28 protein-coding genes are annotated in these 25,175 nt (G+C 63.3%); 14 read left to right on the top strand and 14 right to left on the bottom strand.

Going from position 1 to position 25,175, the window contains the following annotated elements; genetic code table 11:
• Position 1: 1 nt before the first annotated feature.
• The 3 genes from ASG57_RS17520 to ASG57_RS17510 are packed head-to-tail and all read right to left on the bottom strand — an operon-like array spanning position 2 to position 2,798.
• Positions 2-1,105, bottom strand: coding sequence for a CgeB family protein (locus tag ASG57_RS17520; RefSeq protein WP_024338433.1), 1,104 nt, complete (start codon positions 1,103-1,105; stop codon positions 2-4).
• Positions 1,102-1,698 (bottom strand): histidine phosphatase family protein, encoded by a 597-nt coding sequence (locus ASG57_RS17515; RefSeq protein WP_024338432.1) that lies wholly within the window; start codon positions 1,696-1,698, stop codon positions 1,102-1,104. Before ASG57_RS17515 ends, ASG57_RS17520 begins: the two co-directional genes overlap by 4 nt.
• A complete protein-coding gene (locus ASG57_RS17510) occupies positions 1,698-2,798 on the bottom strand; it encodes an inositol-3-phosphate synthase (RefSeq protein ID WP_024338431.1) in 1,101 nt (366 codons plus the stop codon). Before ASG57_RS17510 ends, ASG57_RS17515 begins: the two co-directional genes overlap by 1 nt.
• A gap of 332 nt (positions 2,799-3,130) precedes the next feature.
• On the opposite strand from ASG57_RS17510, the gene ASG57_RS17505 reads away from it, so the two are divergent.
• The 5 genes from ASG57_RS17505 to ASG57_RS17485 all read left to right on the top strand — a co-directional run bounded on the left by ASG57_RS17505 (position 3,131) and on the right by ASG57_RS17485 (position 7,084).
• Entirely contained in the window at positions 3,131-3,415 is a 285-nt protein-coding gene (locus ASG57_RS17505; protein WP_028145852.1) for a hypothetical protein, read from the top strand.
• Between the two features lie 11 nt (positions 3,416-3,426).
• A complete protein-coding gene (locus ASG57_RS17500; RefSeq protein WP_024338430.1) occupies positions 3,427-4,347 on the top strand; it encodes a glycosyltransferase family 9 protein in 921 nt (306 codons plus the stop codon).
• 73 nt (positions 4,348-4,420) lie between these two features.
• Positions 4,421-6,190, top strand: coding sequence for an SDR family oxidoreductase (locus tag ASG57_RS17495; protein ID WP_024338429.1), 1,770 nt, complete (start codon positions 4,421-4,423; stop codon positions 6,188-6,190).
• A gap of 191 nt (positions 6,191-6,381) precedes the next feature.
• Positions 6,382-6,600: a DUF6894 family protein gene (locus ASG57_RS36815; protein WP_080654852.1), complete on the top strand. Its 219-nt coding sequence runs from the start codon at positions 6,382-6,384 to the stop codon at positions 6,598-6,600.
• Positions 6,601-6,613: 13 nt separating this feature from the next.
• Positions 6,614-7,084 carry a metallophosphoesterase family protein gene (locus tag ASG57_RS17485; RefSeq protein WP_024338427.1) on the top strand — a complete coding sequence of 157 codons (471 nt, stop codon included), beginning with the start codon at positions 6,614-6,616 and terminating at the stop codon, positions 7,082-7,084.
• A gap of 34 nt (positions 7,085-7,118) precedes the next feature.
• On the opposite strand, the gene ASG57_RS36810 is transcribed toward ASG57_RS17485, so the two are convergent.
• Positions 7,119-7,301: a hypothetical protein gene (locus tag ASG57_RS36810; protein ID WP_080654851.1), complete on the bottom strand. Its 183-nt coding sequence runs from the start codon at positions 7,299-7,301 to the stop codon at positions 7,119-7,121.
• A 164-nt stretch (positions 7,302-7,465) separates the two neighbouring features.
• Between ASG57_RS36810 and ASG57_RS38740 the strand changes: the two genes are divergently transcribed.
• Entirely contained in the window at positions 7,466-7,639 is a 174-nt protein-coding gene (locus ASG57_RS38740) for a hypothetical protein (RefSeq protein ID WP_192859581.1), read from the top strand.
• A gap of 402 nt (positions 7,640-8,041) precedes the next feature.
• Here ASG57_RS38740 and ASG57_RS17475 read toward each other — a convergent pair whose 3' ends face one another.
• The gene (locus tag ASG57_RS17475) at positions 8,042-8,257 is read right to left on the bottom strand and encodes a hypothetical protein (RefSeq protein WP_024338426.1); all 216 of its coding nucleotides are present in this window, start codon (positions 8,255-8,257) and stop codon (positions 8,042-8,044) included.
• A gap of 258 nt (positions 8,258-8,515) precedes the next feature.
• Between ASG57_RS17475 and ASG57_RS17470 the strand changes: the two genes are divergently transcribed.
• The 5 genes from ASG57_RS17470 to ASG57_RS17455 all read left to right on the top strand — a co-directional run bounded on the left by ASG57_RS17470 (position 8,516) and on the right by ASG57_RS17455 (position 11,389).
• Positions 8,516-9,025, top strand: a complete 510-nt coding sequence (locus ASG57_RS17470) for a DUF2243 domain-containing protein (protein ID WP_024338425.1) — start codon at positions 8,516-8,518, stop codon at positions 9,023-9,025.
• A complete protein-coding gene (locus ASG57_RS37870) occupies positions 8,997-9,161 on the top strand; it encodes a hypothetical protein (RefSeq protein WP_155248341.1) in 165 nt (54 codons plus the stop codon). Before ASG57_RS17470 ends, ASG57_RS37870 begins: the two co-directional genes overlap by 29 nt.
• Positions 9,162-9,175: 14 nt before the next feature.
• Complete coding sequence (locus ASG57_RS17465) at positions 9,176-9,961, top strand: succinate dehydrogenase iron-sulfur subunit (RefSeq protein WP_024338424.1); 786 nt, start codon at positions 9,176-9,178, stop codon at positions 9,959-9,961.
• A 79-nt stretch (positions 9,962-10,040) separates the two neighbouring features.
• Complete coding sequence (locus ASG57_RS17460) at positions 10,041-10,478, top strand: NUDIX hydrolase (protein ID WP_024338423.1); 438 nt, start codon at positions 10,041-10,043, stop codon at positions 10,476-10,478.
• Between the two features lie 50 nt (positions 10,479-10,528).
• Positions 10,529-11,389: an SIR2 family NAD-dependent protein deacylase gene (locus tag ASG57_RS17455; protein WP_024338422.1), complete on the top strand. Its 861-nt coding sequence runs from the start codon at positions 10,529-10,531 to the stop codon at positions 11,387-11,389.
• Positions 11,390-11,422: 33 nt separating this feature from the next.
• Here the strand turns inward: ASG57_RS17455 and ASG57_RS17450 are convergent, their stop codons facing one another.
• The gene (locus ASG57_RS17450; RefSeq protein WP_230646681.1) at positions 11,423-12,433 is read right to left on the bottom strand and encodes a patatin-like phospholipase family protein; all 1,011 of its coding nucleotides are present in this window, start codon (positions 12,431-12,433) and stop codon (positions 11,423-11,425) included.
• 37 nt (positions 12,434-12,470) lie between these two features.
• A complete protein-coding gene (locus ASG57_RS17445) occupies positions 12,471-12,701 on the bottom strand; it encodes a DUF3551 domain-containing protein (RefSeq protein ID WP_024338420.1) in 231 nt (76 codons plus the stop codon).
• Positions 12,702-12,866: 165 nt separating this feature from the next.
• Here ASG57_RS17445 and ASG57_RS17440 point away from each other — a divergent pair, with 165 nt between their 5' ends.
• Positions 12,867-14,063 carry an NADH-quinone oxidoreductase subunit D gene (locus ASG57_RS17440; RefSeq protein WP_024338419.1) on the top strand — a complete coding sequence of 399 codons (1,197 nt, stop codon included), beginning with the start codon at positions 12,867-12,869 and terminating at the stop codon, positions 14,061-14,063.
• A 259-nt stretch (positions 14,064-14,322) separates the two neighbouring features.
• Here ASG57_RS17440 and glgX read toward each other — a convergent pair whose 3' ends face one another.
• From glgX to ASG57_RS39185, 3 genes are all read right to left on the bottom strand, one after another.
• Complete coding sequence (gene glgX / locus ASG57_RS17435; RefSeq protein WP_024338418.1) at positions 14,323-16,560, bottom strand: glycogen debranching protein GlgX; 2,238 nt, start codon at positions 16,558-16,560, stop codon at positions 14,323-14,325.
• A 19-nt stretch (positions 16,561-16,579) separates the two neighbouring features.
• Positions 16,580-16,846, bottom strand: a complete 267-nt coding sequence (locus tag ASG57_RS17430) for a DUF3606 domain-containing protein (protein WP_024338417.1) — start codon at positions 16,844-16,846, stop codon at positions 16,580-16,582.
• A gap of 319 nt (positions 16,847-17,165) precedes the next feature.
• Positions 17,166-17,249 carry a hypothetical protein gene (locus ASG57_RS39185; protein WP_230646682.1) on the bottom strand — a complete coding sequence of 28 codons (84 nt, stop codon included), beginning with the start codon at positions 17,247-17,249 and terminating at the stop codon, positions 17,166-17,168.
• Positions 17,250-17,915: 666 nt separating this feature from the next.
• On the opposite strand from ASG57_RS39185, the gene treZ reads away from it, so the two are divergent.
• Positions 17,916-19,745 carry a malto-oligosyltrehalose trehalohydrolase gene (gene treZ / locus ASG57_RS17420; protein WP_024338415.1) on the top strand — a complete coding sequence of 610 codons (1,830 nt, stop codon included), beginning with the start codon at positions 17,916-17,918 and terminating at the stop codon, positions 19,743-19,745.
• A gap of 419 nt (positions 19,746-20,164) precedes the next feature.
• Here the strand turns inward: treZ and ASG57_RS17410 are convergent, their stop codons facing one another.
• Both ASG57_RS17410 and ASG57_RS17405 read right to left on the bottom strand, forming a co-directional pair.
• On the bottom strand, positions 20,165-21,160 hold the full coding sequence (locus ASG57_RS17410) for an alpha/beta hydrolase (RefSeq protein WP_024338413.1): 996 nt from the start codon (positions 21,158-21,160) through the stop codon (positions 20,165-20,167).
• Between the two features lie 14 nt (positions 21,161-21,174).
• Positions 21,175-22,110: an MBL fold metallo-hydrolase gene (locus tag ASG57_RS17405; RefSeq protein ID WP_024338412.1), complete on the bottom strand. Its 936-nt coding sequence runs from the start codon at positions 22,108-22,110 to the stop codon at positions 21,175-21,177.
• Positions 22,111-22,341: 231 nt separating this feature from the next.
• On the opposite strand from ASG57_RS17405, the gene ASG57_RS17400 reads away from it, so the two are divergent.
• Positions 22,342-23,286, top strand: coding sequence for a LysR family transcriptional regulator (locus ASG57_RS17400; protein ID WP_057196868.1), 945 nt, complete (start codon positions 22,342-22,344; stop codon positions 23,284-23,286).
• Between the two features lie 860 nt (positions 23,287-24,146).
• Here ASG57_RS17400 and ASG57_RS37865 read toward each other — a convergent pair.
• On the bottom strand, positions 24,147-24,542 hold the full coding sequence (locus ASG57_RS37865) for a hypothetical protein (protein WP_024338410.1): 396 nt from the start codon (positions 24,540-24,542) through the stop codon (positions 24,147-24,149).
• Between the two features lie 300 nt (positions 24,543-24,842).
• The gene (locus ASG57_RS17390; protein ID WP_024338409.1) at positions 24,843-25,088 is read right to left on the bottom strand and encodes a hypothetical protein; all 246 of its coding nucleotides are present in this window, start codon (positions 25,086-25,088) and stop codon (positions 24,843-24,845) included.
• Positions 25,089-25,175: the final 87 nt, after the last annotated feature.

The raw sequence follows: 25,175 nt of genomic DNA, 5'->3' as shown, positions 1-25,175 counted from the left end.
ATCAGGCCTCCTCGGGTTGTTGCCGGCACACGCGCTTCGATGCCATCTGCTCCAGCAGCACGATCAGTTCGCGCGCGCGCTTGTCGGACGTATGCTGGTCCATGGTGCGCTCGTAGGCGCGCAGAGACATCCGCCGGAGCTCGGCATCCGTCATCGCGAGCGCGGCGAGCACGTCCTGTTCGTCGCTTGCGATCAGGATATCCTCTCCGGGCGCGAAGAAATCCGCAATTCCTGGCCAGTCGTCGCTCACCAGCGGCGCGCCGCAGGCCGCAGCCTCGAACAGCCGGCCGGAAGGACACCAGCCCATCTCGGCCATGGCGCGGCGCGTGACATTGAGCGTCAGCCGCGATGAGGCAAAGAACGGCGCGTGCTCCGACGGCGGCAGGTGCCGCACGAAATAGATGTTGGGCGACCAGGGAAAATCGTTTGGATACTGCGCCCCGCCGATCAGGAAGCGGAGATCTCGTCGCGCCCGCGCAGGCGCGACGAAAAGCGTCTCGAGCGTTCGCTGGCGGTCTTCAGAATAGGTGCCGAGATAGGACAAATCGGCGCGATAGTGCGGCTGGGGTGCGACCGGCCGGTGGACGTCGGTGTCGACGTGCCCGTAAAGCGGCCGGGTGTCGCGCGCGCCGAGCCGGTCACGGAATTCCTCCGTGATCCTAGGTCCGCCCGTGAAACTGAGCACCAGGTTGAAATCCGAAAGGCCGCGCGGTCCGATATAGGGAACGGCTTCGCCGGCCCTGAGCTTTGCGAGCGTAACCGGAGTATCGAGATCGTAGAAGACGGGAACGGCGCGACCTTCGGTGAGGATCAGATCGGTTGCCGCAATCGCATCGGGGCAATAGGAGGTCACAATCGCGACGTCGGCCTCACGGATATCGGCGCTGGCGTTCTGCCACGCATCGTCCCAACTGGAGTATAGGCGGAGCTCGCCCCCGGGCAGCTCGTAGAGATCTCGGGCACCGGCATAGTAGGGAACGTCACGCTCGAAGAAGACGACGCTGTGTCCGGACCGCGCGAGATGCTTGCAGAGGCCGCGCCACAAAGTGGCGTGCCCATTGCCCCAGGACGAGGAGATTGTCAGGCCGAAGATGACGATCCTCACGCCGGCACCCGCTGGTTGATCCCGATGATCTTCATGCCGCCGCCGTCGGCGCGGAGCGTGCTGATGCTGGCAGAATCGATTTCGATCGAGAGAAAATCGTCTAGTGGCATCCGCGAATAGTATAACAGCGCGGCGCGGATCGGCTCGGCGTGACTGACGGCGACGACAATGTCGGGACTGCCATCGCTACGTAGTTGCTCGAGGTGAGCGACCGTGCGATTCTGAAGCGAGCGCATGCTCTCGCCGCCGGGTGGTCGGCTCGTGCTGCGTCGCCGGTTCCAGCGCGACCATCGTGGATCCGGCGCCAGATCGTCGAATGATCGTCCGGTCCATTCCCCATAGTCGAGCTCGTCGAGAGCGGGGACGATCTCGACCGGCAGCCCAAAGTGCGCAGCCAGGATGCAGGCGGACTGCATGCAGCGCCGCTGCGGGCTGGATTGAATGAGCGTCGGCCGGGGTGCAACAGCTTCGGCACAGCGCGCCATTTCGCCACAGCCGATATCATCGAGCTCGATGCCCTTCATCCGGCCGCACAGAAATCGGCCGAGCAGGGCATGATGACCGTGCCGGACCAGGTGAATGAGTCTGGCCATCACGCATACGCCTTGTCATCGATGAAGGCGCGCGTCCGCCGTCCGGCCTCCTCGTCGGTAAATTGCTGCGGCGGCGACTTCATGAAATAGCTCGAAGGGCCGGTCAGCGCTCCGGCCTGGCCGCGGTCCATCGCGAGCTTGGCGCAGCGCACCGCGTCGATCACGACGCCTGCCGAATTCGGAGAGTCCCAGACCTCGAGCTTCACTTCGGCGCTCAGGGGAACGCCGCCGAACGTCGTGCCTTCCAGGCGGATGAAGGCGAGCTTGCGGTCGGTGAGCCAGGGCACGTGGTCGCTCGGTCCCACATGGATGTTGTCGGGCTCCATGGGAACGTCGAACTGGCTGGTCACGGCCTGGGTCTTGGAGATCTTCTTCGAGGCCAATCGCTCCCGTTCCAGCATGTTCTTGAAGTCGGTATTGCCGCCGACATTAAGCTGGTAGGTACGGTCGAGCCGCACGCCGCGCTCGCGGAAGAGATTGGCGAGCACGCGATGCAGGATGGTGGCGCCGACCTGGCTTTTGATGTCGTCGCCCACGATGGGCAGGCCGGCCTCCTCGAACCGCCGCCGCCACTCCGGATTTGAGGCGATGAAGACGGGAATGCAATTGACATAGCCGCAGCCGGCTTCGATGGCGCGCGCCGCATACCATTCGCTGGCGCGTTGCGAGCCCACCGGAAGATAGGATACCAGAACGTCGGTGCGGGACATCGCCAGCACTTCGGATACGTCGGCCTCCGGCACATCCGCAATCGGGATGTCGTCCGCGAGATAATGTCCGATGCCGTCCAGGACCGGGCCGCGCTGCACGATTACGCCGGTTGGCGCGACGTCGGAGAAGCGGTGCGTATTGTTGGGGGGTGCAAAGATCGCGTCGGCGACATCGCGGCCGACCTTGCTGGCGTTGACGTCGAAAGCGGACGCGATCTGGATGTCGCTGATGTGGTAGCCGCCGAGATCCGCGTTCATCAGTCCCGGGACGGGCTCGTTCGATTTGGCGTTCCGGTAGTAGGTGAGGCCCTGGACGAAGGAACTCGCGCAATTGCCGACGCCGACGAGTCCGACGCGCACGCGGCGCCTGTCTTGAAGACGAGAATGCATGGAATTGAGCCCTCCGGGAAAGCACGAGGCGTCGGTGTAAGTACGTCGGCGAACGTGTGGAAGGTATGTTCGTTCCCGGCAGGGAGATGTGAGCGCCGCGTTGCCCGCGATTCAGGCCGACAAAATGCACGGGACTTAACATGGGATAAATTCTCCAGCCGTCTGCAGGGAACGAAGAGCTTTCACGATGAAGATGAAGAAGATGATGATGCCGGCGTCACCGGGCTGCTCCGCATCCGACCGAAGAACAAATCGCTCCGACCGGCGTTTGTCGGCCAATGGTTCGATGCGGTGCCGGGCTCATCGGCCCGGCCGGTTAAGCGAGGTGTGAAATGACTAAGGCGGAAAATAGCGAAGCTCACCAGACCACCGATCATGGTGTAATTCGTAAATGGGCCGAAGAGCGCGGCGGGAAACCCGCAACCGTGAAGGCGACCGAGGAGGATGGCCACGCCGGAATCCTGCGCATCGATTTCGATCCGCCGGACGAAGGGCTGGATCGCATCAGCTGGGACGAGTTCTTCGACAAGTTCGACGAAGCCGGAATTGCGTTCCTGCACCAGGACAAGACCAAGGACGGTAAGCTCAGCCGATTCCATAAATTCGTGCGACACTAGCGACGCGCTTGATGGCCAGCGACTGGGTTCAGGCGATCAGGGCGGGCGACTTCGCGCGTGCCTGGGCGATCAACGATCGTGATTTGCTGGAAGTTACGCCCCCGCCCAAGCATACCGGCCCGCGTCATCTCCAGCGGATTTGGCGCGGCGAAGACCTGAAGAACAAGCACGTACTGGTGCGTTGCTATCACGGCCTCGGCGACACGATCCAGTTTCTGCGATTCATCAGGCCGCTCCGCCAGATTGCTCGCAGCGTCACGCTGTGGTGTCAGCCCGAACTTCTTCCGCTGGTCGAGAGTGCGCCGGGCATCGACCGCGCGTTTCCCCTCCATGATGGGGTGCCTGAAGTCGATTTCGAGGTCGACATCGAGATCATGGAGGTGCCGCATGCCATCAGAGCGCGACGGGATCAGGTCGAGGTGGGCGCTTCCTATTTGGCGCTGCCTCCAACTGTCGTTCCACCTCTCCGGGAAGAGCAGAATCTTGCCGTTGGTCTCGTCTGGAAAGTCGGAGAGTGGGACAAGCGGCGTGAAGTCCCGGCCGCACTGTTGAGTGGTCTCGCCGTACCCGGGGTGACGCTGTATTCCGTCCAGCGTGGCGCGAGCCCCGAAGAGCTCGCCGCGATCGGAGCGCTCGAGATCAGAACGCCGGACATCGCGACCCTCGGCCATCGCTTGCGGCAGCTCGACCTTCTTGTTTGTGTCGACACCATGGTTGCCCATCTAGCCGGCGCACTCGGCTGCGAGACCTGGGTCTTGCTGCACGCCGAATGCGACTGGCGCTGGCCTCAATCCGGCGCGCACTCGTTCTGGTACCCGAGCCTGCGGTTGTTTCATCAGAAGAAGCCGGGCGATTGGGGCACTGTCACTTCCGAAGTGCGTTGCGCGTTGCGCTCGCGGCTTGAAGTGGGTCAAGCGCGTGTAGCGAGGTGAAGTTGAGGATGTTGGTGAGGGAACGAGCGTTGCGCCCGCGGTTTGAGCAAGGTCCTCGCAATGGAAGACGCTCATGCAAGATTCCGATACCACCTCGTCGATGCCCAGCCTGTCGCGGGTGACAGACGATATCTGGATCGTCGACGACAAGCCGATCAGCGCCGCCGGTCTGCAACTGCCCGTGCGCATGACCGTCATCCGTCTGTCGAACGGCGATCTCGTGCTGCATTCGCCCGTGAGGCATTCGCCAGCTCTGCGCCAGGAGCTGGAGCGGCTGGGCACGATCAAGTACCTGCTGGCGCCGAACATCGCGCACTGGATGTTTGTCCCCGGATGGCAAAGGGAGCTGCCGCAGGCCGCGACTTTCGCAGCGCGCGGCCTTGGGGCGCGCAAGCAGGTTCGGGCTGCCGGCCTCCGCATCGATCGGGAGCTGGGAGACACGACGCCGGAGGAATGGACCGCCGAGCTCGAAACCGTGTCGGTGAATGCCCCGATGTTTTCGGAGGTCGAGCTGTTCGACCGACGAAGCCGGACGCTGGTCCTGACGGATCTCGTGCAGAACCTCGATGCCCATCGGCTCAGCGCGTCAAATGAAGCCGCGGCGAACCTGCTCGGCATTGCCAAGCCGGACGGCAGGGCCCCGGTCTATCTGCGGCTTCTGCTGCGCCTTGGTGGTGGCGCGGCGCGGGCTGCAGCCGAGCGGCTCGTGAGGCTGGCTCCGGAACGGGTGATTTTTGCACATGGCGACTGGTTCGAGACACAAGGAACGGCGCGCCTGCGACGATCCTTGCGCTGGTTGCTTCCCGAGGGCGTCTTGGGATCCGAGCAGGGGCAGATGATTGGCACACGCGTCGTCATCACCGGCGCCTCCAGCGGAATCGGCCGTGCCGCTGCGCTGGCGTTTGCCCGCAACGGTGCAAGCGTGGTGCTCGCGGCTCGGCGCGGCGAAGTCCTGATGCGCCTTGCCGGCGAATGTGAAGCGCTCGGAGCCCGGGCATTGGCCGTGCCGACCGACGTTACCGATGCGCAGGCGGTGGAGCGTCTGGCCAGAACGGCCCAAGACGCGTTCGGCGGCATCGACGTCTGGATCAACAATGCCGGAACGGGCGTGTTCGGCGCCTATCAGGATGCGGATATTGCGCTTCATCGCCGCACGATCGAGGTCAATCTGCTCGGCACCATGCATGGCGCCTACGCGGTGCTTCCCATCTTCCTCCGCCAGAATCGCGGCGTGCTGATCAACAACATCTCGCTGGGCGGCTGGGCGCCGACGCCCTTTGCGGCAGCCTATACCGCCAGCAAGTTCGGCTTGCGCGGCTTCACCGCGAGCTTGCGTCAGGAACTCCGCACCCATCCCGATATTCATGTCTGCGGCGTCTTCCCAGCCATCGTCGATACGCCAGGCTTTGTGCACGGCGCCAATACGTCCGGACGAAGGCTCGATCCCGGTCCGTTGCTCTATCAATCCGAGGACGTGGCCGAGACCTTCGTGCGCCTTGTCCGCGCGCCTCGTGACGAGGTGGCGGTGGGGTGGCCGGCGCGCGCCGGCCAGCTGGCCTATGCGGTCGCACCCGGGATCACCGAGAACGTCCTGGGGGCTGTCTTCCGCTGGCTGCTGTCGCGTGCGCGTCCCGCGCCGGTGAGCGAGGGCACCTTGATCGAAGCCGGCCCGCAGGGCACGTCGCTGGACGGCGGTTGGCTGGCGGGAAAGAAAATGCTGCCCGCCGGCGTGGTCAGCGCGGGGCTCGTCGTGCTCGGCGTCGCGGCTTGTCTGGCCCTCGCGGCATCGACGGCCGGGCGCGCGTCCGCATCTCGCGCGAGGCTGCGGCGCCGCCGCGCGTGAGGCGACCAGTTCGGCTACTTCAGTCGATTGGCAATGCGTGTCCCGGACGCAATCGCCCAGCATTCCTCCGAGTCAGGGGCCGCCGTCGACCGCCACGTCTTGGGGACCTGAAGGACAAGATCGCCGACGGCGCTCGCCCCGGAACGAAGCTTCGCGACCGCGCGTTCCCTGCGGAAGCCCGAGGACCGGACGTGCCGCGCTATCATTTTGATCTGGTGGATTCAAAAACCGTTGTAGACGAAGGAGGTGCCGAGTTGCCGGATGACATCGACGCCCTGGATGTCGCCGAGGAGATTGCAAAGCGCCTGCTCGGGGAGAGGCCCGAGCTCAAGGGGCGTCACTTCTATATCCTCGTCACGAACGAGGATGGTGAGGAAATCGGTCGGATGCCATTGGACGTCTTGCATTGAAGTGTGATCTGACATGACGCTCAGGATCGGCGTGATTGCCGACACGCATGGACTGCTGAGGCCGGAGGCGGTGCACTGCCTCGCCGGTGTCTCGCACATCATTCATGCAGGCGATATCGGCAGCCAGGCTGTCATGGACGGGCTTTGCCGGATAGCGCCGGTCACCGCGATCAGAGGAAATGTCGATCGGGACGCGTGGGCTGAAGCTTTTCCCGAGACGCTGACGCTGGGCCTGGGCGGCCGCCGCTTCTACGTCCTGCACGATCTCAAGCAACTCTCGATCGATCCTGCTGAACTCGGGATCGACGTCGTAGTATCGGGCCACTCCCACCGCGTGCGGATCGAGACTGCCGAAGACGTGCTCTACCTGAATCCGGGAAGTGCAGGGAAACGACGCTTCGCGCTGCCGATCACGCTGGCGACGCTCGACATCGAGCGGAGCGGCCCGCTACGGCCGGTCATCCACGATCTCGACAGGACCTGACGCCGAGGCAGGCGCCGCCAGTTGCGGCTGCTCCCTAGTGCGTGTTCGATTTCTGCCAACGCTCCAGGTCCACCGGCGGCCGTTCCGGATCGATCTGGTCTTTTTCGGGATTACCTTGCCAGGGTTCCCGCGTCTGCCGGTGAGTGGGCATGTCCGTCTGCCGACGTGGATCGTCGAGTGGTGTCTCTCGCGGATCGTTTTCAGTCGCTTTTGGCATGTATTTTTCTCTGGCTATGGCGGTGCGGCTTGCTGACCAACCCGAGCCAGAACAGGTTGTTCCATGGCCTCGGCCGTCCGTGCGTGCTGCGGCGATCGGCGCAGGAACACCCCCGGGCGTCAGTTCATTATTCTACGTCAAGGTGCGAAGCCATGGAGCAAGACATGTCAAAGATGCCTCCAGTTCCCGAAGAACAGCGAAGCAACAAGGGACCCGGTGCAGACCCGGCCACCGAGGTGGAAGAACGCGTTCCGGGCCGCGAGAATTTCGATACGCAGGGACGCCACGGCAACATCAAGCAGAACACGACCAATCAGGGCTATCAGCAGGATCGATGATGCTCGACCGAAACAGATGCCATGAGAGAATGACGGGTCTCGTGTTGGTCTCTGTGCTTGCGGCAGCTGCCATCGGACCGGCATCGGGACAGGGGGGCGGAGGCGGCAGTGCGGGCGGAGGCGCCGCCGGTGCTGCGGCTGGAAGCAGTGGCGGCACCGCGTCAGCTCCCGGAACCAACGCGGCCGGTACCGCCCAGTCCGGCGGTAGCGCTGCTCCGCGGGGATCGATCACGGTGGGGCGACCCGGCAACCCGGCCGGCGGCGTCAATATCGGGCGTATCGACGGAACGGTAACACCGGGTCCCTCGCTGGACGGGGACGACCAGATCCGCTCGGAGACGTCGCGGGACTCCGATGTCGGTCGGAAGATCAGGAGCATCTGCAAGGGATGCTGACGCACGATCAGGACGCCGGCTCGTCCGGCGTCCAGTCGAGATCCGCGTCGTCGCGCGGCCCAGGGTCGGGAGAGCAGGGCTTGATCTTCAGATCGTCCTCGAGCACGGGCTGGCCGTCGCTGTGTTCGACCAGCCCGGCGCGGTCGGCCTTCTCCAACGTTTCCTCTTTCGTCGGAAATGTCCGGCTTAGCCTTTCTGCGTCCTTGAATAGCGCATAGGCCATGGTGTGATCTTCTCCTGCACCTCCACGGTGTCGACAACAGACGCTCGCAGCGGTCGAACGTTCCTGTCGACCGAGAAGATCGCGATGCCACGTTCCGAGCGCTGCTGAGCCCTCGCTCCAGTTAACGTATGTTACGGCCGACGAAGCGCGTGGGTGCTCTCCGCATGCGGTGCCTGGCGGACTCTGATCCATAGGAACGTCTGCGTGTGGCACGTCTTGTACTCGCTTCACGGTGCCTCCGCCCGCGCGAGCCATTCAATGCATGACAAGAGATCAGACAGCTTCCCGACTTCCGCGGGCGTCCTCCTCGGGCTTGGCCTCGGTGGGTTCTTCGACGGCATCGTCTTTCATCAGTTGCTGCAATGGCATCATATGGTGAGCGGCTGGTATCCGCTCAATTCGATCGAGAACATCACACTCAACACGACATGGGACGGCATCTTTCACAGCGCCACCTACGTGTTGCTGCTCGCAGGTCTCTACCTGATGTGGCAGCGGGCGCGCGGGAGCGAGCTGCGCTGGTCCAGTTGGCAGTGTCTCGGCGCGATCCTGCTCGGGTGGGGCATCTTCAATCTGGTCGAGGGCGTCATCGATCACCAGATCCTCAAGCTGCATCGGGTGAATGAGACGGTGCCGGACGAGCAACGCATCTTCTGGGATATCGGCTTCCTGCTGTGGGGGGCTGCGATGGTCATCATGGGCGCTGCGATGGCGCGAGCGGGCAAGCGGGAGGGAGCGGATGCGGGAGGCAGCCTACAGGCTCGTTAGAAGCACGCCGCCGGTCCTCGTTTACACGATCTTTCTGTTGCTGCTGGTCCTCGCCACAGCGCCGGCGCTTCGCGTCTTCTTGTTCGGGCTGTCCGTCGATGACCTCCTGCAATTGCGCTGCTTTGCGCCGGCCTGACGGAGGAGGAGAGAATGGTGGAGTTCAGGCTTCCGAAGAGCTCGCGCATCGAGCAGGGAAGGCTCTGGCCAAAGCCGGGCGGCACGAGCTTGCGCGAATTTCACGTCTACCGCTGGAATCCCGATGATGGCCGCAATCCGCGGCTCGACACCTACTTCGTGGATCAGACAGATTGCGGGCCGATGGTGCTGGACGGCCTGATCTGGATCAAGAACAACATCGACTCGACCCTGACATTCAGGCGATCCTGCCGCGAGGGCGTCTGCGGCTCCTGCTCGATGAACATCGCCGGTCAGAACACGCTCGCCTGCACCAAGTCCATGAATGAGGACATTCAGGAGGGCGAGCCGCTCCGCGTGCTGCCCCTGCCGCATCAGCCTGTGGTGAAGGACCTGGTGCCGGACCTGACCAACTTCTATGCGCAGCTCGCGCTCATCGAGCCATGGCTCCAGACGGCATCCCCCACGCCGCAGAAGGAATGGCGGCAGAGCCATGAGGATCGGGCGAAGCTCGACGGATTGTATGAATGTATCCTCTGCGCGTGCTGCTCGACGTCATGCCCGAGCTATTGGTGGAATTCCGAGCGCTTCCTGGGGCCGGCCGCGCTGATTCAAGCGGCACGCTGGATCAACGACAGCCGGGACGAAGCGACGGGCGATCGCCTCGACATGCTCGAGGATCCCTTCAGAATTTACCGTTGCCACACCATTCTCAATTGCGCGAAAGCCTGTCCAAAGGGCCTCAATCCCGGCGAAGCCATTTCGGCGCTGCGGCTCAAGATGGTGGAGCGGAAGTTCTGATCGGGGGGCCGAGGCGTAAGCTTCCAGACAGGAACCATGGCTGCAGCGCTCGCTTGGTAACGCGAGTCGGAGGCGTTTGATGGGAAAGAAACAGTTTGCCGCGTTGCCGTTTCGTTTGGACAAGTCCGAACTGCGGGTGCTGCTGATCACGACCAGACGCAAGCGCAGGTGGAGCGTCCCGAAGGGATCGCCGATGCGCAACAAGGAGCCGCACCTCACCGCTGCACTGGAGGCCTACGAGGAGGCCGGCCTGATCGGCGTCATCGCAACCCGGGCAGTCGGCAGCTTCAAGCATCGCAAGGGAAAGGGCGATCGCAAGCGGACCTTGAACGTCGCGGTCTTTCCGATGCAGGTGCACGGCCGCGAGCGCTGGTGGCCCGAGAAAGGAGAGCGGGAGGCGATCTGGGTCTCGCCAAAGAGGGCGGCACGCATGGTGCACAAGGCCGAGCTTCGGCGCCTGATCGCACGGTTCGCAGCACAGACGGAGGAGGGTGCATCCTCGCCGCTGGACGGCTGAACGACGATGCTGCTTTAGGAACGTGCCTCCCGGCCAACCATTCAAACAGGATGGAGCAACGAACCACAGGGCTCGCATCCGAGCAGGAAGCGCCTCATGAAGTCCTGGCGGCGGCCATCAAGCGACGCCGCGCAATCCTGTTCGTCGGCGCCGGTGTCTCGATGGCAGTCGGCTTGCCGTCCTGGCAATCCCTGATCGACCATCTGCTCGACGATCTTGGCCTCGAACGCAATGTCATCGACGGGATGCACGGCGGCTATCAGATGCTCGCGGAGTATTACCGGCTGAAGCGTGGCGCGATCGGGCCGCTCCGCAGCTGGCTGGACCGAAACTGGCGCGTCGATCCCGAGAGAATTGCGGCCTCGGAGCTTCACCGGATGATCGTCCAGCTCGACTTTCCGGTGATCTACACGACCAACTACGATCGCAATCTCGAAACCGCCTTCGACGTCCTCAGGAAGCCGTACGCGAAAATCAGCAACGCCAAGGAGATCGCGAGCGCCGACCCTGGCGTCACCCACATCATCAAATTCCACGGCGACTTCGACGATGACGCCTCGCTCGTTCTGACCGAGACCGATTTTCTCAATCGGCTCTCCTTCAATTCTCCGCTCGACATCCGGTTTCGCGCCGATGCCCTCGGCAGCACGCTGCTCTTCATCGGATACAGCATGTCCGATCCCAACATCCGCCTGCTGCTGCACCGGATCTGGCAGATCTGGGACGGGTCCCGGCACAACCAGGACCGGCCGAAATCCTTCGTATTCGTCACGCAGCGCAATCCGGTCCAGGAGGCCGTGCTCGCGAACTGGGGCATCACCACCATTGCTCCGCCGGAAGGCATCGCTGCAGACGAGGGCGTCAAGCAGCTGCTTGGCGAGATCTGCCGGCATCTCGACCATGACATCTAGGCCGCAGCTCGCGTGCTTTCGTCGGAGACGCCGCTATGGCCGCCGCACGCTGCAGATCCCGTTCTTGACCGGAGCAAGGCGTCCGGCATGCTGCATATCGAGCAAGCCTGCCCGCCAGCGTTGCGCCATGGCTGTCTCCGACAGATCGAAGGATTTTTCAGGACCTGCTTCCTCGCGGCCGGGGCGGTAGCTCAGGAGATAGACCTTGTCGTCATAGTCGAGGTCCTGAAGCTCGGCGCGCAGCTGACGGGCTTCCAGGGCATATCCAAGGCGCTGGAAGGTCTGGTTGCTGAAGGTCAGGTCGCTCTTGCGTTCGGCTGCGGCCTCGAGCCCGTCAGGGACCTTGCCGTCGCGTGGAAACAAATCGATGACATAGAGGTGGAGCGGGCCCGCATTCTCGAGGACCGGGTCGAATGGCGCGTTCAGCGAGAACCCGCCATCGCCGAGCCAGCGGTCGGCGATCCGCACTGGAGCGAACTCCGGGACGAATCCGCAACTGGCCAGGATGTGATCCATTTCGATCCGCTCCAATGCGGAGTCGAACAAGACCGCATCGCCACTTTCGACGTCCGTGGCGCAGATCGTGATGCGCGGATCGCCGCCGTTCAAACGTTCGAAATCGATCAACCGCCGGAGGCGTTCGCGGGTGGGGCCGAGATCGTAGAGACCGCCGAAGTGAGATGCCGGGAGAGGGAGGCGGGGATGGAAGAAGCCCGAATGACCTAGCACGCGCGTATTGATCGAGCTCAGCCAGGCCAACGTATGGCGGCCTGCGTTCGGCGCTGCGGCTGGATTGCTTGGCGCGTGCCAATAGCTGCGCAGATTGCGCAGCCGGTCGGCGCTCGGGCTGCCCGCGATCAGTGCAGCGGTGATGGCGCCTGCCGATGAACCGGTGACCCAATCGAGCGGCAACGTAAGAGAGGTGAACGCCTCGAACACACCGCCGTGATAGGCGCCAAGACCGAGGCCGCCGGAAAAGGTAATGGCGGTGAGAGGGCGCTCTGCCGCCGCCACCCCGCTCCGCTCAGCTGCAGGATCGGTCAAGACGGACGCCGGTGGCCAGTCCGGAGTTCGGGGCTGATCACCGGTATCCCCTGTAACGGCGTGCGTGGGCATAGCGGGGATTGATGCCGCAATAGGCGTTCGTTCCCGATGCTGTCGCCATGCATTGGGCGTAGCTGGCGAACTGGCAATTGCCTGGATAGCCCCAGATGCGACCCTGCAGGCAGTAGCGATCTTGCGCGAAAGCCGCGTTCGAGGAGGCGAAGCCACCCGCGATCACCAGAGCGACGGCAAGCAGGCGATGTTTCATCTTTGATCTCCAATTTCGACATTGAACGCGGCCCGAGATGTGGTGTTCCAAAACGCTCGCAGGGCACTGATGCTCGCCATTTGAGGCGAGCCGTTAACCTGTGTGAAGCCGGTCGTTCCGGATCGCGGCTAAGGTGTCGCCGCGACGTCTTCGATCGGAAGCAGAATGCCGGAACAATCTCCCAGCCTCAGAAACTTCACCATCAATTTCGGTCCTCAGCATCCCGCCGCTCACGGGGTGCTGCGGCTCGTGCTCGAACTGGACGGAGAGGTCGTGGAGCGGGTCGATCCGCACATCGGCCTTTTGCACCGCGGCACCGAAAAGCTGATCGAGGCAAAGACCTATCTCCAGGCCATTCCCTATTTCGATCGGCTCGACTATGTCGCTCCCCTGACGCAGGAGCATGCCTTCTGCCTTGCCATCGAACGGCTGATCGGAATCGAGGTGCCGCGGCGCGGCCAGCTCATCCGCGTGCTCTATCACGAGATCAGCCGCATCCTGTCGCACCTCTTGAACGTCACCACGCAGGCCATGGATGTCGGCGCCTTGACGCCGCCGCTGTGGGGCTTCGAAGAGCGTGAGAAGCTCATGGTGTTCTATGAGCGAGCCTCGGGCAGCCGGATGCATGCCAACTATTACCGGCCGGGCGGCGTCCATCAGGATCTTCCGCCCAAGCTCATCGACGACATCGAGGCCTGGTGCGATCCATTTCTGAAGGTCGTCGACGATCTCGACCGGCTGCTCTCGCTCAACCGGATTTTCAAGGGCCGCAACGTCGATATCGGCAGGGTGACGCTCGAACAGGCCTGGGCCTGGGGATTCTCGGGCGTGATGGTGCGTGGTTCGGGGGCCGCCTGGGATTTGCGCAAGGCGCAGCCCTATGACTGCTATGCCGAGATGGACTTCGATGTTCCCATCGGCAGGAACGGCGATTGCTATGACCGCTATCTCATTCGCATGGAGGAGATGAGGCAGTCAGTCCGCATCATGAAGCAGTGCATCGAGAAGCTGAAGTCCCCTGACGGCGGGGGCCCGGTGCTCGTGCAGGACAACAAGATCGCTCCGCCCAGGCGCGGCGAAATGAAGCGTTCGATGGAAGCGCTGATCCACCATTTCAAGCTCTACACCGAAGGCTTCCACGTTCCTGCCGGCGAGATCTACGTTGCCGTCGAGGCGCCCAAAGGCGAATTCGGCGTGTTTCTCGTCTCGGACGGGACCAACAGGGCCTACAAGTGCAAGATCAGGTCCCCCGGCTTCGCTCATCTGCAAGCGATGGATTTTCTCTGTAGGGGGCACTTGCTCGCCGACGTCTCGGCGATCCTGGGCTCGCTGGACATCGTGTTCGGCGAGGTCGACCGCTGATCGCCGGCCCGGCTTTAGAGTGAATCGATGACCGCGCCGGGTGAGGGCTTTCTTCTCTTGGCGATTGTCCGATTGCGGAAACACCCTCTCCCCAACCCTCTCCCGCAAGCGGGAGAAGGAGCGCACCGCCGGTGGCGCAATCAAACCTAATCACATCAGCTCCGGAAACGTGAATCGGTTTCCCGGAAGGTCTGCGCAAGACCTGAAGTCCGATGACGAGTCATTCGATCTCATTGCGCTTCGGCGAGCGGCGAACGGTTCAATCCGCCAGAGGGGTATCGGCGACGTCCAGCAGCGCGCCGAGGCCTTGGCGGAGGCGTCGGGTTGCGATGCTATCGTTCGCCAGGCCAAACACCACGAGCGAACGCGCCGTCACCGCATAGTCGTGCCCGAACTCGAACTCGGCCATCGGTGCGTCGGGGCGATTGGTGTCGATCAGGCCGAGCCAGCTGCGTCCGTCCGCGACCTCCGGCAACGTGAAGTTCACGACGTCATGGTGCGCGTTATAGACCAGCAGCATGGTCGCATCGGAGCCGCGGCGCTTGACTCCCGTCTCCTGCGCGCGGCCGTCGAGCAGCATCCCAAAGCACTTGGCGTTGCCATCATGCCACTGCTCCGTCGTCATCTCCTCGCCGGATGGCGACAGCCAGGTCACGTCCTTGACGTCGAGTTCCTCGTTGTGTGACCCGACCAGGAAGCGGCTGCGGTAGAGGATCGGAAACGCCTTGCGGGTGGCGATCAGCTTGCGCGTGAACTCGCGGAGGCTGCGCCCGTTGGCGGTGATGCCCATCCAGTTGAGCCACGTTGTCTCATTGTCCTGGGCGTACGCGTTGTTGTTTCCGTTCTGGGTGTGTCCGAACTCGTCACCGGCGAGCAGCATCGGCGTGCCATGGGAGAGCAGCATCGTCGCGAGCAGGTTTCGCTTCTGGCGCTCGCGGAGCGCGATGATCTCCGGATCGTCGGTCGGGCCTTCGACGCCGCAGTTCCACGAATGGTTGTTGCTGTGACCGTCGCGATTGTCCTCGCCGTTCGCCTCGTTGTGCTTGTCGTTGTACGAGACGAGGTCGTTCAGATTGAAGCCGTCGTGGGCTGTGACGAAATTGACGCTGGCCCACGGCCGGCGCCCGCGCTTGTTGAAGAGGTCGCCGGATCCCGACACGCGCTTGGCAAAGTCGGCCAGCGTGCCCGGGTCGCCCTTCCAGAAGGCGCGCACGGTGTCTCTGAACTTGTCGTTCCACTCGGCCCAGCCGGGGGGAAACTGGCCGACCTGGTAGCCTCCGGGACCGATGTCCCAGGGCTCGGCGATCAGCTTGACGCTGGAGAGCACGGGATCCTGGCGGCAGGCGTCGAGGAACCCGCCGCCTTCATCGAAGCCATAGGGTTCGCGCGCCAGGATGGTGGCGAGGTCGAAGCGGAAGCCGTCGACCCGCATCTCGGTCGCCCAATAACGCAAGGAATCGGCGACGAGCTGAAGTACGCGTTGATGCGACAGGTTGACGGTGTTTCCGGTGCCGGTGTCGTTGATGTAATAGCGCTTCTGGTCCGGCAGCAGGCGGTAATAGCTGGCATTGTCGATGCCCTTGAACGACAAGGTCGGGCCGAGCTCGTTGCCTTCCGCCGTGTGATTGTAGACGACGTCGAGAATGACCTCGATGCCATGGGCATGAAACTGGTTGACCATGGCCTTGAATTCGCTGGCTGAAGTCGCCTTGAGGTAACGCGGATCCGGCGCGAAGAAGGCGATGGAGTTGTATCCCCAGTAATTGCGCAGGCCTTTCTCGACCAGATAGCTGTCGTCGACGAAGGCATGGATCGGCAGCAGCTCGGCGCTGGTGATGCCGAGCGAACGCAAGTAGGCCGGGACTTCCGAATGTGCCAGCCCCGAGAACGTGCCGCGCTCGGCTTCCGGCACCAGCGGATGCAGCTGGGTGAATCCCTTGACGTGCATTTCGTAGACGATCGTGCGCTCCCACGGCACCTCCAGCTTGCGCGCTGTACCCCAGGTGAAGGCGGGGTCGATGACGCGGCATTTCTGCATCAAGGGCGCGCTGTCGCGTTCGTCGTAGGAGAGGTCCTTGTCGGCATGGTCGAGTTGGTAGCCGAACAGCTCCGGTCCCCATCGGAGCTGGCCGACCAGTTGCTTGGCGTAGGGATCGAGCACGAGCTTGTTGGGATTGAAGCGGTGGCCCGCGTCGGGCTCATAGGGGCCATGGACGCGATAGCCGTAGACTGTGCCGGGGCGGGCGGAAGGCAGATAGCCGTGCCAGACCTCGTCGGTATATTCGGGCAGCTCGATGCGCTCGAGCTCGGTTTCGCCGGCGTCATCGAACAGGCAAAGCTCGACCGTGGTGGCGTGGGCGGAAAATAGAGCGAAATTGACGCCGAGGCCGTCCCAGGTGGCGCCGAGCGGGAATGGCCTGCCCTCGGTGATCCGGGTGCGGCGCAACCTCGAGGCGGCCCGGGTGAGGGCGTCGTCCGAATGTAGTTTTTGGTCCATGATCGCCCCCGATAGTCCGTCAAGATGTCGGCGCGGCCGCCGCGAGTTCGGTGGTCGCTTGTTCGCCGGCCACCGTCGCGGCGATCACGGCTTCGGAAGGCTTGTTCAGCACTTTTGGCCTCTGAGCGGCCTCCTTGCTGATGGCCGAAATCGAATTGCCGATGCGCCCGACGATTGCGGCAAGCTCCATATCCGAGAGCCCAAGCCGTTTCTTGACCAGCCGTACCTGGGCGCGGTCGGCCAGGTCGAGCTTGTTACGGACTGCTTGTGGTTTCGAGCGGCGCATGTCGACAGCTCCTGTGTGTGATCGTAACAGTCGCCCGGACATTCGGTTCCCGCGCCTTGAAGACGGTGCCAGCCGGCGCCGGCCGCAATCATGGTCAAGCCGACAGTGGGTATCGGCATCCGGATCTCGTTCTCACTCTTGGCGATCGCGAGCAGGTCGAGTTGCGGCGTTTGCCGCAGCGCTGGCAGCCGGAGATAAGCCGCCAGATACTCCCGCGCCATCCGCTCGGCCGTGAAGCGCTGCTTGAACCGCTTGCGGATCGCTTGCCGCTCCAACGTGCCGAGCGGACTCGCCGCCGCGACGGCCTCCTCCATGGAGTTCACCACGAACCGCTGACGCCGTAGCCGATCACTTCAGGCACCGAACCATGGGCCAGGGCGATCACTGGCGTGCCGCAAGCCATGGCTTCGAGGTGTCATGTGCTTGACGGTGGGATCAAGGCGCAGGGCCATCTTCGAGCATGGCGCAAGCTCGGCTGACATGATCGGGTCTCCGCTCGCGAACAGCGGACTCTCAGTCCCTTCGTAAGGTCGCGGGCCAGCTCGCCGCCAGTGGAGAGATTTGCGCCATCTTCATGGCCGTCCCCCAAATGCCTGGCTAGATCGACGACTTGTAGAGTTCAGCGTAGGATTTGATTGGGTCCAGCTGAAGGCCTGCGCCATGGCAGCCCTGCGCGTGTGGTCGAGCCGGTCTTTCATGCCGAAGGTCGAGAACGCTCGGCAGAGGCTTCCAGGAAACCCGGCGCCCGATGCGCGGTCAAACAGGAAGCCGGTCTCCCCCAGCGAAGCTAAATTCTGCGGCGCAGCAAAGGTTCCTGAGAGTTGCCAATGAGCGCGCTGTTTTTACGCTGAATGCAAAAGTGTACATGCGGGCGGCACCGGCATTTCGAGTCCGGTCAGCAGCCCGGCGGAGAGGTCGCCTGCTGACATGCCTCGGAAGGAACGAATGCACCGACGGCAGCTTCTCGTCCCGAGACATGATTGAGCGAACGTAAGCTGGCTCCGTTTGGCAACGCGCTTGGCTGAAGCATGTCCAATTCCGAACATGCCGGCGCGAAAGGGGATTGGCCTTGGATCAAAGACTGGGAACGGCCGAGCAGGGGCGGCGCCATGGTCCTCAGATCATCGATCATGGTGTCTCGTTCAACTTGTGGGCGCCCACGGCTCGATCGGTCGAGCTGCTCGAAATTGGCCAGCCGCCCCGCAGGATGCCGCGCGATGAGCACGGCTGGTATCAGCTGCTCAGCGAGACCGCGCGCGCCGGCACGCGCTATCAGTTCAGGATCAATGAGGATCTCGTCGTTCCCGATCCCGCCTCGTTGTTCCAGCCGGACGACGTCGGCGCGCCGAGCGAGGTGATCGATGCCGCGGCGTTGCGCGATCCGGTTCTCTACCCGGGTCGTCCCTGGGCGGAAGCCGTCATCTACGAGCTGCATGTCGGCACGTTCAGCGAAGAGGGGACCTATGCCGGCGTCGAGCAGAAGCTGCCCTATCTTCGCGATCTCGGCATCACCGCCATCGAGCTGATGCCGCTCAACGACGTCCCGGGCCGGCACAATTGGGGCTACGACGGCGTGCTCCTGAACGCGCCGAATGCGCGCTATGGCCGGCCGGAGGATCTCAAGCGGCTGCTGCGGGCCGCGCACGCACTCGATATCATGGTCTATCTCGACGTCGTCTATAACCATTTCGGACCGCAGCTGAACTATCTGCACCTCTATGCGGAGAACTTCTTTAACGCGCGCCACAGCACCGGCTGGGGGCCGGCCGTCAATCTCGAAGGAGACGACGGCGCGTTCGTACGCGGATTCCTGGTCGAGAATGCCCTGATGTGGCTGCGCGACTACGGCTTCGACGGATTGCGGTTCGACGCGGTCCACGCATTGAAGGATGATTCCGAGCGTCATTTCCTGATCGAGCTCGCCGAAACTCTTCGCAGTCAGCTGGCGGGCCGGCGCGTCCATCTCATGCTGGAGAACGAGGCCAATCAGGCGCACCTGCTCGAGCGTTCACACGGACGAGCCAGGTACTACGACGCGCAATGGGGCGATGATTTCCACAATGCGCTGCATGTGCTGCTCACCGGCGAGGACGAAGGCTATTACCGGGCCTTCGCAGACAAGCCGCTCGAGCATCTGGCGCGATCCCTGACCGAAGGGTTTGCCTATCAGGGCGAAGTCTTTCCGCTGCACGAGGAGCCGCGCGGTGAACCGAGTGCGCATTTGCCGCCCGAAGCGACCATCTTCTTCGCCCAGAATCACGACCAGGTCGGCAACCGCGCCTTCGGGGAGCGGCTGTCCCGGCTGGTCGGCGCGGAGAAGCTGGAGCAGGCCCTCGCGCTGGTTCTGCTGAGCCCGCATATCCCAATGCTGTTCATGGGTGAGGAAGCCGCGGCCGAAACGCCCTTCCTGTTCTTCGCAGACTGGACGGGCGAAGCTGCCGAACTGACACGGGAAGGCCGGCGCAAGGAGTTCTCACATTTCAAGGCGTTCGCCACGCCCGAGACGCGCGCGAAAATCCCGGATCCTTGCGACGAAAGAACCTTCCGCGCCTCCAAGCTGGACTGGACGAGCATCGATCAATCCCCGGCTGGCGCAAGGTTTCGGGCGCTGACAGCGCAGTTGTTGATGATACGGCGTGAGAAGATCGTGCCCCTCATCAAGCGGGGGGTCGTTTCGGCGCAGCGAGAACTCTTGGGATCGGATTCCCGCATGGGAGGTCTGGATGTACGCTGGCAGACAGGTCGGGGCGACGTTCTGCAGATTGTCGCCAATTTCGCCGACCGAGAACTCCCTGTGCCGCCGCTGGTCGAGGGCGAGAGCCTGTGGCGATTGCATCCCCTCGAAGCCAAAGCACTTATGCCCGGCGACCTCATTGTGAGGATTGGCCGGAAGGGCTGACCCGCCCCGACGGTAGCGGAACACGCAGAAATGACCGAGGGTGCCGGTCCCGCGCCGGCTCAGCCCGCCACTGCGGCCGTGTCCGATGCGGATCACGGGCGAGCAGATCTGATCGGGGTGCCGCAGCTCCGGCTCGGATGATGGCATCATGCCGCTGTTTTGCCCGACAAGTCAAAGTCGTGGCCGCGGAGGTCTGCTCTCAGAAATTTGCCTTTGAAAACAGGGAGGCTCTACTGTGCATGGGGTTGTTTTCGGAATCTTTCGTTTTTGATCCCCGAAGTGTGCATCGGTTGTCCGAAAAGATCATGCGCGAACAACGGCCCAAACGCGCGATGGCGATTTATGACGATATCGCCGCGCTTTAGCGGCGGGTTGTAAGGGGATGTCTTTTGTCGTGCTTTCCAGAGCGAGAGCAGCGGCTAGCTATAGTCTTCGCCGAGAAATTGACTGATCGCGTCGAACGCCTGCATACGGTTTCTCTCCAGCAGAACCATGTGCGTGCCTTCGCCGATCTCGACCCATCGCCGATATGGCGTGTGTTTCAGCGACAGGAAGAAATCCTGCGCCGAGGCGATGGGAACGTCCTGATCCCATTCCGCGTGGACCAGGAGCACGGGCACGCGAATGTCGCTAGCGGAGTAGAGGGCCTTGCCGGCGGCCCAGTATTCGCGAATGTCGAGGATCGGGCCGTTGACTGCGCGCATGACCGGGGGCGCTTGCGAACTGCCCTGCGGGTCGGTGGCGAGCGAGGTGTTGGCCCAGCGTTCGAAGCCGTCAGCCGGAATCAAGCGAGATCGGGCTGCTTCCGGCGCGGCCGAAAGCCAGCGCTCCCTGAAGTCCAGAACCGGGACGTTGCGATAGCCCCCGAGGCGCCCGCCGGCATCGATTGGAGCCGGACCCTTCAGCAACCAAAGTGGTGCGACCAGCGCGAGCTTGACGACCTTATCGTTGTTGGCCGCGGTGTAGGCACCGGCCACCGACCCGCCCCAGGACATGGCAACCAGATTGAGGCGCGTGATGCCGCGGTGTTTCAGGATGTATTCGACTGCGCTGGCCAGGTCGCGTACGCCGACTTCGGTGCGCACAAGCGGCTCGGACGCCTCCGGCGGCGCGTCCATCTCCGGCGGTCGAGTCGATCCGCCATAGCCGCGCACGTCCACCGCAAACACGTCGTAGCCGTGCCCGGCGAGATGATCCAGGAAGGAGAGGCCGCAGAGTGGCGTATCGAAAAGGCTCTCCGACGAATAGGTTGCGCCGTGCATTATCAGGATGGTTCTCTCGGCAGAGAAGGTCTTCAGCGCTGCCGGCCGCTTGTTGCGCAGGTGGAGTGAAATCCCGACCGTGTCACTCGGAATCATGAGGTCCTCGACCATGATCTCTGGCCTGACTGCGTGCGCGCGAGCGTGCTTGTTCATGATCGGTCTCCCTCTTAGACGAACTTCCAGATAAAGCGTTCGCCGGTCCGGCTGATGCGGCCGGCAGATGACTGCGCAAAATGGGTGGTGAAGATGGTTGCGCCACGCTCGGCGGCGTCCTCCAGCACGAAGGCGCGCGAGCGCAAGGCTGCTTCCGGAAACTCGCAGAAGCAGGAATTGAGCGAGGGCTCATACACCTGTAGGGGGTGATGCATCACATCGCCGGCGAAAAGCGCCTGCTCGCCGCCAGACACGAGACGGATGGATGCGTGATCGATGCTATGGCCTGGCGTCGGAATGAACGAGATGCCTTCGAGGACCTCGTCGCCGTCCACCGGGATGAGTCTGGCCAGTCCGGCATCGATCACCGGACGGACGCTGTCGTCATAGACACGGTCGGCCGGCTTGCGCAGCGCCGGACCAAGGACCGGATCAGGGCGGGCTGCTCCGGTCGGCTCCGTACCTGTCGCGAGGCTTTCGCCGTAGGCCTGCTCGATCCCGGAGAAAATGTAAGTCGCCTTTGGGAAGCTCGGAGTCCAGCGCCCATCGACGAGACGAGTGTTCCAGCCGACGTGATCGGCATGCACATGGGTGAGCAGAACGTAGTTGACCTGCTCCGGGGTGACGCCCGCTGCAGCCAGCCGCGCCAGAAACGGCTGATTGAGCCGGTGGAGCGGTGGGATCTCTGGCCGGTTCTTGTCATTGCCGGTGGCCGTGTCGATCAGGATCGTGTGGTCGGGTGTCCTGACCAGCCAGCTGTGAATGCTCTGAATGAAGGTGCCGGTCGCAGCATCGAACGAGCCCGCCTCCAGGCGCTCGCGATGGCGCTCCAGCGCCTGCAACTCGCCGTCCGGATAAAGCGCGTCGAACTTGAATGCGGCAAGCCGCAACTCGTCGATCCGTGTGATGGTTGCATCGCCAAGGCGATAGGTGCTCGTCGCTTGCGTCACCAGGATGTCCTCCGTTCCAGGCAGCGGCGTGATAGAGCCTGATGCCCTGCGCCGCCGTGACCGTGAGGTACGCAGCTCGCCGCCCGACGGGAGGGCCGCGGGCTCGATAGGTCCCATCGACATCGTCGATATCGAAACTGTCGCCAGGGTTTTCACGGCACCGTTTCGGGCTTACCTGTGTCATCGCGGCTCGTCCTGCCCGCGATCATGTACTTTGAAAGGGAGTGCCCCATGCTGGATGCGGAACGCGGTCGGCCCCGGCCGGCTGACGACAGTGATCTGGCCGAGATCGACCTTGGTCTGTTGCTGGCACTGGAGGCTCTCCTGCATGAGCGGAACGTGACGCGCGCGGCCTCCCGGCTCAATATCGGGCAGCCCGCGCTATCGGCGCGGCTGAATCGGCTGCGGCAGGTCTTTGCCGATCCGCTGTTCGTACCCGCGACGTCCGGGCGCGGCGTGGTGCCGACGGCGAGGGCGGTCGAGCTGCAGACGGAGCTTGCAGCTGTGCTCGGCAAGCTGCGTCGCATGCTGGAGGGGCCGGCTGTGTTCGACCCCGCCCGCAGCCAGCGTACCTTCGTCGTTGCCATCCACGAAAATCCAGCCGTTACACTGGCGCCGGGCCTGGTGGCGCGTTTTGCCGCGAAGGCCGAGAGAGCGCGGCTCGCTCTCGTTCACCCGACGCGCGATGTCGTGGATCAGCTCGAAAGGGGGGAGATCGACCTTCTGGTGACGGGAGCTGACAGAGCTCACGGCGAGCTGATGCAGCGCCCTCTGTTCGAGGACAGCTTCCTGTCCGCACAGCGTAAAGGCCATCCCCACGGCAATGGCCTGCTTGATCTCGACAGCTTTTGCGCGCTCGACCATCTTCTGATCTCCGCCGACGGGGGCGGCTTCTCGGGTCTCGTCGACGATGCGCTGGCCGCGCTCGGCCGCTCCCGCCGCGTCGCCGTCTCAATCCAGACCTATGCACTGGCGCCGATCATCCTTGCGCACAGTGACTGCATCTGCACGCTTCCTCGGCGCTTTCTGATGCGCTTCGCCCATGAGCTCGACCTGAGGCCGCCGCCGCTGGATCTGCCGCCCGCTCGCATCGTCGCGCTGTGGCATCCGCGCAATCAAGACGACAAGGGTCACGCCTGGCTTCGCGAGTGCTTGTATCAGGCGGCTGCGGCTTGAGCTCGATTGGTCTTCATCGATCTGCTCTATCGAATGTCGGAGAGAGTGTATGTGCGGCCCATCCGGCTCATCCTGACGAGCGATCAGCTGTCGTCGTGTTCGCGAGCTGAGCTTGCAGTGGACGCGGCAGCGTCGTGCGCGAGAATGTCGAGTCGATGTTGAAGGATCTCGATGCACAGTCGTTGCGAGGAGCCCCTACAAAGTCAGAAAGTCCTGGCGGCAATCTGATTGTTCATGCCTCCGGTCGTCGGCCCCCCGTCTTCGCGGAATCCCCTATTCCCGCCGGGCACTTGAATGTCTATATGGTCCCGATGCTGCCTTATCGCTTTTCTGTCGCCCCCATGATGGATTGGATCGAGAGTTCAATTTTTCAATCGGTTATAGAGCGCCGTGTGCGTGACGTGTGCACCGGGAGATCAAGAAATATCCATCGCAAGCATGCGTCGGGGTCCTTCGTTGGAGCTGCGCGACGTCCGCAGAACGTTGGCGGATAGAGAGCGGGTGCGCAGCGCTGGCTGGCGTCCACGCAGGGGGCTACCATGATGCCCAGCTTCGCGAGCAGCGCTCACCGTCGGTCAAGCCCGAAGTGTCACGTAAGCCGTACTGGGGGCGCCACAACGTCATAGCGGCATTTATCGCGGCGCTCGCGCTGTTTGCCTTGGCGGCAAGGGCAGCGCTCCGGCCTGGTGGTCCCTCAACACAGAAGAAGCCGCCGGGTTCTTCACCCTGGCGGCTTCTGAAAAGTCCGCGACTGTTGATTGCCTGCCCGCCCCGTGCGTACCGCCGGTACACGCGAGAACGAGACGCTGCGTGGGCCCGGATCGTGACATGCCGTCCGGGCCCAAGATCGAGCATGCAGATCAGCTGCAGCTCAGCGGCAACGGAACGCCGGGGTGCAACTCGTACCAATCGTAGCAATCCGGATAGTAGCCGTAGAATCCATAGCCGGGGCGATAGTGGCCATAGCGGTGGAACGCATGCTGGCGGAAGCCTAAGCCGCCGGAGGCGACGTGGCCGATCCCAAAATGCGTGCCGCCGAGCCGTCCCCCGCCAAAGCCGCCGGCATGTCCGATGCCGCCGAAATGAGCGCCGCCGCCGAAGCCCATATGGCCGCCACCAAAGCCACCGCCACCGAAGCTGTGGCTGCCACCGCCAAAACCGCCGTGACCACCTCCACCGCCATGCGCTGCGGCCGCACCGACGGTCAAGGTCGAGGCAAGCGCCGCCGTTGCCAAAATCATGATTGCTCGTTTCATGGGACACTCCTTTCGTGGCGAGCCGTCAACCATCATTGCAGTGCGTGTTCGTGTCGTGCCTCGCCATGCTCTCGACGAGATGGACACATGATGACTGCGCTCGTGATGCACCACAGGTAGGTAGGGTGCACGGGAATCCCACTAAATTCGGCTTCAGGAATGAGGGGATATCTGCCGGGAAGGTGCTTCGCGCGGATTGCCGCGGCCATGCAAAGGAGCGGGCTGAACATTCAGTCCGCTCCTATTTTAGATGTGAAGCGATGGTGTCGGTGCCGGGGCCAGCCGCCTTATGTCGGGCAGTCAGAACGCGCCAGTGCCAGGCTCGCACGGCACGTCGTTGCCAGTCCACGGCGCCGTCGCGAACGCGCCGATGCGCGGCGCTGGCATGCACGCGTGGCCGCCCTGATAGGTCGGTGCGCTCGATGCCACGGTGTCCGATTCCATCGCGGATTTCCGCATGCCGGCATGGTGTTCGCGCGCCATGACGGGGCCTCCGATCAAGGCCGCCGCAATCAGACCCATCGGCAAGAGTTTGGACGTGATCATTCGGCTTCTCCTTTGATGATAGCAGACCGGTCAGGTCGGCTCTTCGGGAAGATGCGTGCGACCGAGCCCGATCCAAATGCACGAATT

Source organism: Bradyrhizobium sp. Leaf396, assembly GCF_001424605.1.
In the GTDB taxonomy this organism is placed as follows: Bacteria; Pseudomonadota; Alphaproteobacteria; order Rhizobiales; family Xanthobacteraceae; genus Bradyrhizobium; species Bradyrhizobium japonicum_C.
The sequence above is the reverse complement of the archived record's forward strand: the minus strand, read 5'-3'. Positions and strand labels throughout refer to the sequence as shown.

Excerpts from the sequence above, each read along its gene's own strand:
- ASG57_RS17515 (WP_024338432.1), bottom strand. The coding sequence starts at position 1,698 with ATGGCCAGACTCATTCACCTGGTCCGGCACGGTCATCATGCCCTGCTC.
- ASG57_RS17510 (WP_024338431.1), bottom strand. The coding sequence starts at position 2,798 with ATGCATTCTCGTCTTCAAGACAGGCGCCGCGTGCGCGTCGGACTCGTC.
- ASG57_RS17505 (WP_028145852.1), top strand. The coding sequence starts at position 3,131 with ATGACTAAGGCGGAAAATAGCGAAGCTCACCAGACCACCGATCATGGT.
- ASG57_RS17500 (WP_024338430.1), top strand. The coding sequence starts at position 3,427 with ATGGCCAGCGACTGGGTTCAGGCGATCAGGGCGGGCGACTTCGCGCGT.
- ASG57_RS17495 (WP_024338429.1), top strand. The coding sequence starts at position 4,421 with ATGCAAGATTCCGATACCACCTCGTCGATGCCCAGCCTGTCGCGGGTG.
- ASG57_RS17485 (WP_024338427.1), top strand. The coding sequence starts at position 6,614 with ATGACGCTCAGGATCGGCGTGATTGCCGACACGCATGGACTGCTGAGG.
- ASG57_RS36810 (WP_080654851.1), bottom strand. The coding sequence starts at position 7,301 with ATGCCAAAAGCGACTGAAAACGATCCGCGAGAGACACCACTCGACGAT.
- ASG57_RS38740 (WP_192859581.1), top strand. The coding sequence starts at position 7,466 with ATGTCAAAGATGCCTCCAGTTCCCGAAGAACAGCGAAGCAACAAGGGA.
- ASG57_RS17475 (WP_024338426.1), bottom strand. The coding sequence starts at position 8,257 with ATGGCCTATGCGCTATTCAAGGACGCAGAAAGGCTAAGCCGGACATTT.
- ASG57_RS17470 (WP_024338425.1), top strand. The coding sequence starts at position 8,516 with ATGCATGACAAGAGATCAGACAGCTTCCCGACTTCCGCGGGCGTCCTC.
- ASG57_RS37870 (WP_155248341.1), top strand. The coding sequence starts at position 8,997 with ATGCGGGAGGCAGCCTACAGGCTCGTTAGAAGCACGCCGCCGGTCCTC.
- ASG57_RS17465 (WP_024338424.1), top strand. The coding sequence starts at position 9,176 with ATGGTGGAGTTCAGGCTTCCGAAGAGCTCGCGCATCGAGCAGGGAAGG.
- ASG57_RS17460 (WP_024338423.1), top strand. The coding sequence starts at position 10,041 with ATGGGAAAGAAACAGTTTGCCGCGTTGCCGTTTCGTTTGGACAAGTCC.
- ASG57_RS17455 (WP_024338422.1), top strand. The coding sequence starts at position 10,529 with ATGGAGCAACGAACCACAGGGCTCGCATCCGAGCAGGAAGCGCCTCAT.
- ASG57_RS17445 (WP_024338420.1), bottom strand. The coding sequence starts at position 12,701 with ATGAAACATCGCCTGCTTGCCGTCGCTCTGGTGATCGCGGGTGGCTTC.
- ASG57_RS17440 (WP_024338419.1), top strand. The coding sequence starts at position 12,867 with ATGCCGGAACAATCTCCCAGCCTCAGAAACTTCACCATCAATTTCGGT.
- glgX (WP_024338418.1), bottom strand. The coding sequence starts at position 16,560 with ATGGACCAAAAACTACATTCGGACGACGCCCTCACCCGGGCCGCCTCG.
- ASG57_RS17430 (WP_024338417.1), bottom strand. The coding sequence starts at position 16,846 with ATGCGCCGCTCGAAACCACAAGCAGTCCGTAACAAGCTCGACCTGGCC.
- ASG57_RS39185 (WP_230646682.1), bottom strand. The coding sequence starts at position 17,249 with ATGGCTTGCGGCACGCCAGTGATCGCCCTGGCCCATGGTTCGGTGCCT.
- ASG57_RS17410 (WP_024338413.1), bottom strand. The coding sequence starts at position 21,160 with ATGAACAAGCACGCTCGCGCGCACGCAGTCAGGCCAGAGATCATGGTC.
- ASG57_RS17400 (WP_057196868.1), top strand. The coding sequence starts at position 22,342 with ATGCTGGATGCGGAACGCGGTCGGCCCCGGCCGGCTGACGACAGTGAT.
- ASG57_RS37865 (WP_024338410.1), bottom strand. The coding sequence starts at position 24,542 with ATGAAACGAGCAATCATGATTTTGGCAACGGCGGCGCTTGCCTCGACC.
- ASG57_RS17390 (WP_024338409.1), bottom strand. The coding sequence starts at position 25,088 with ATGATCACGTCCAAACTCTTGCCGATGGGTCTGATTGCGGCGGCCTTG.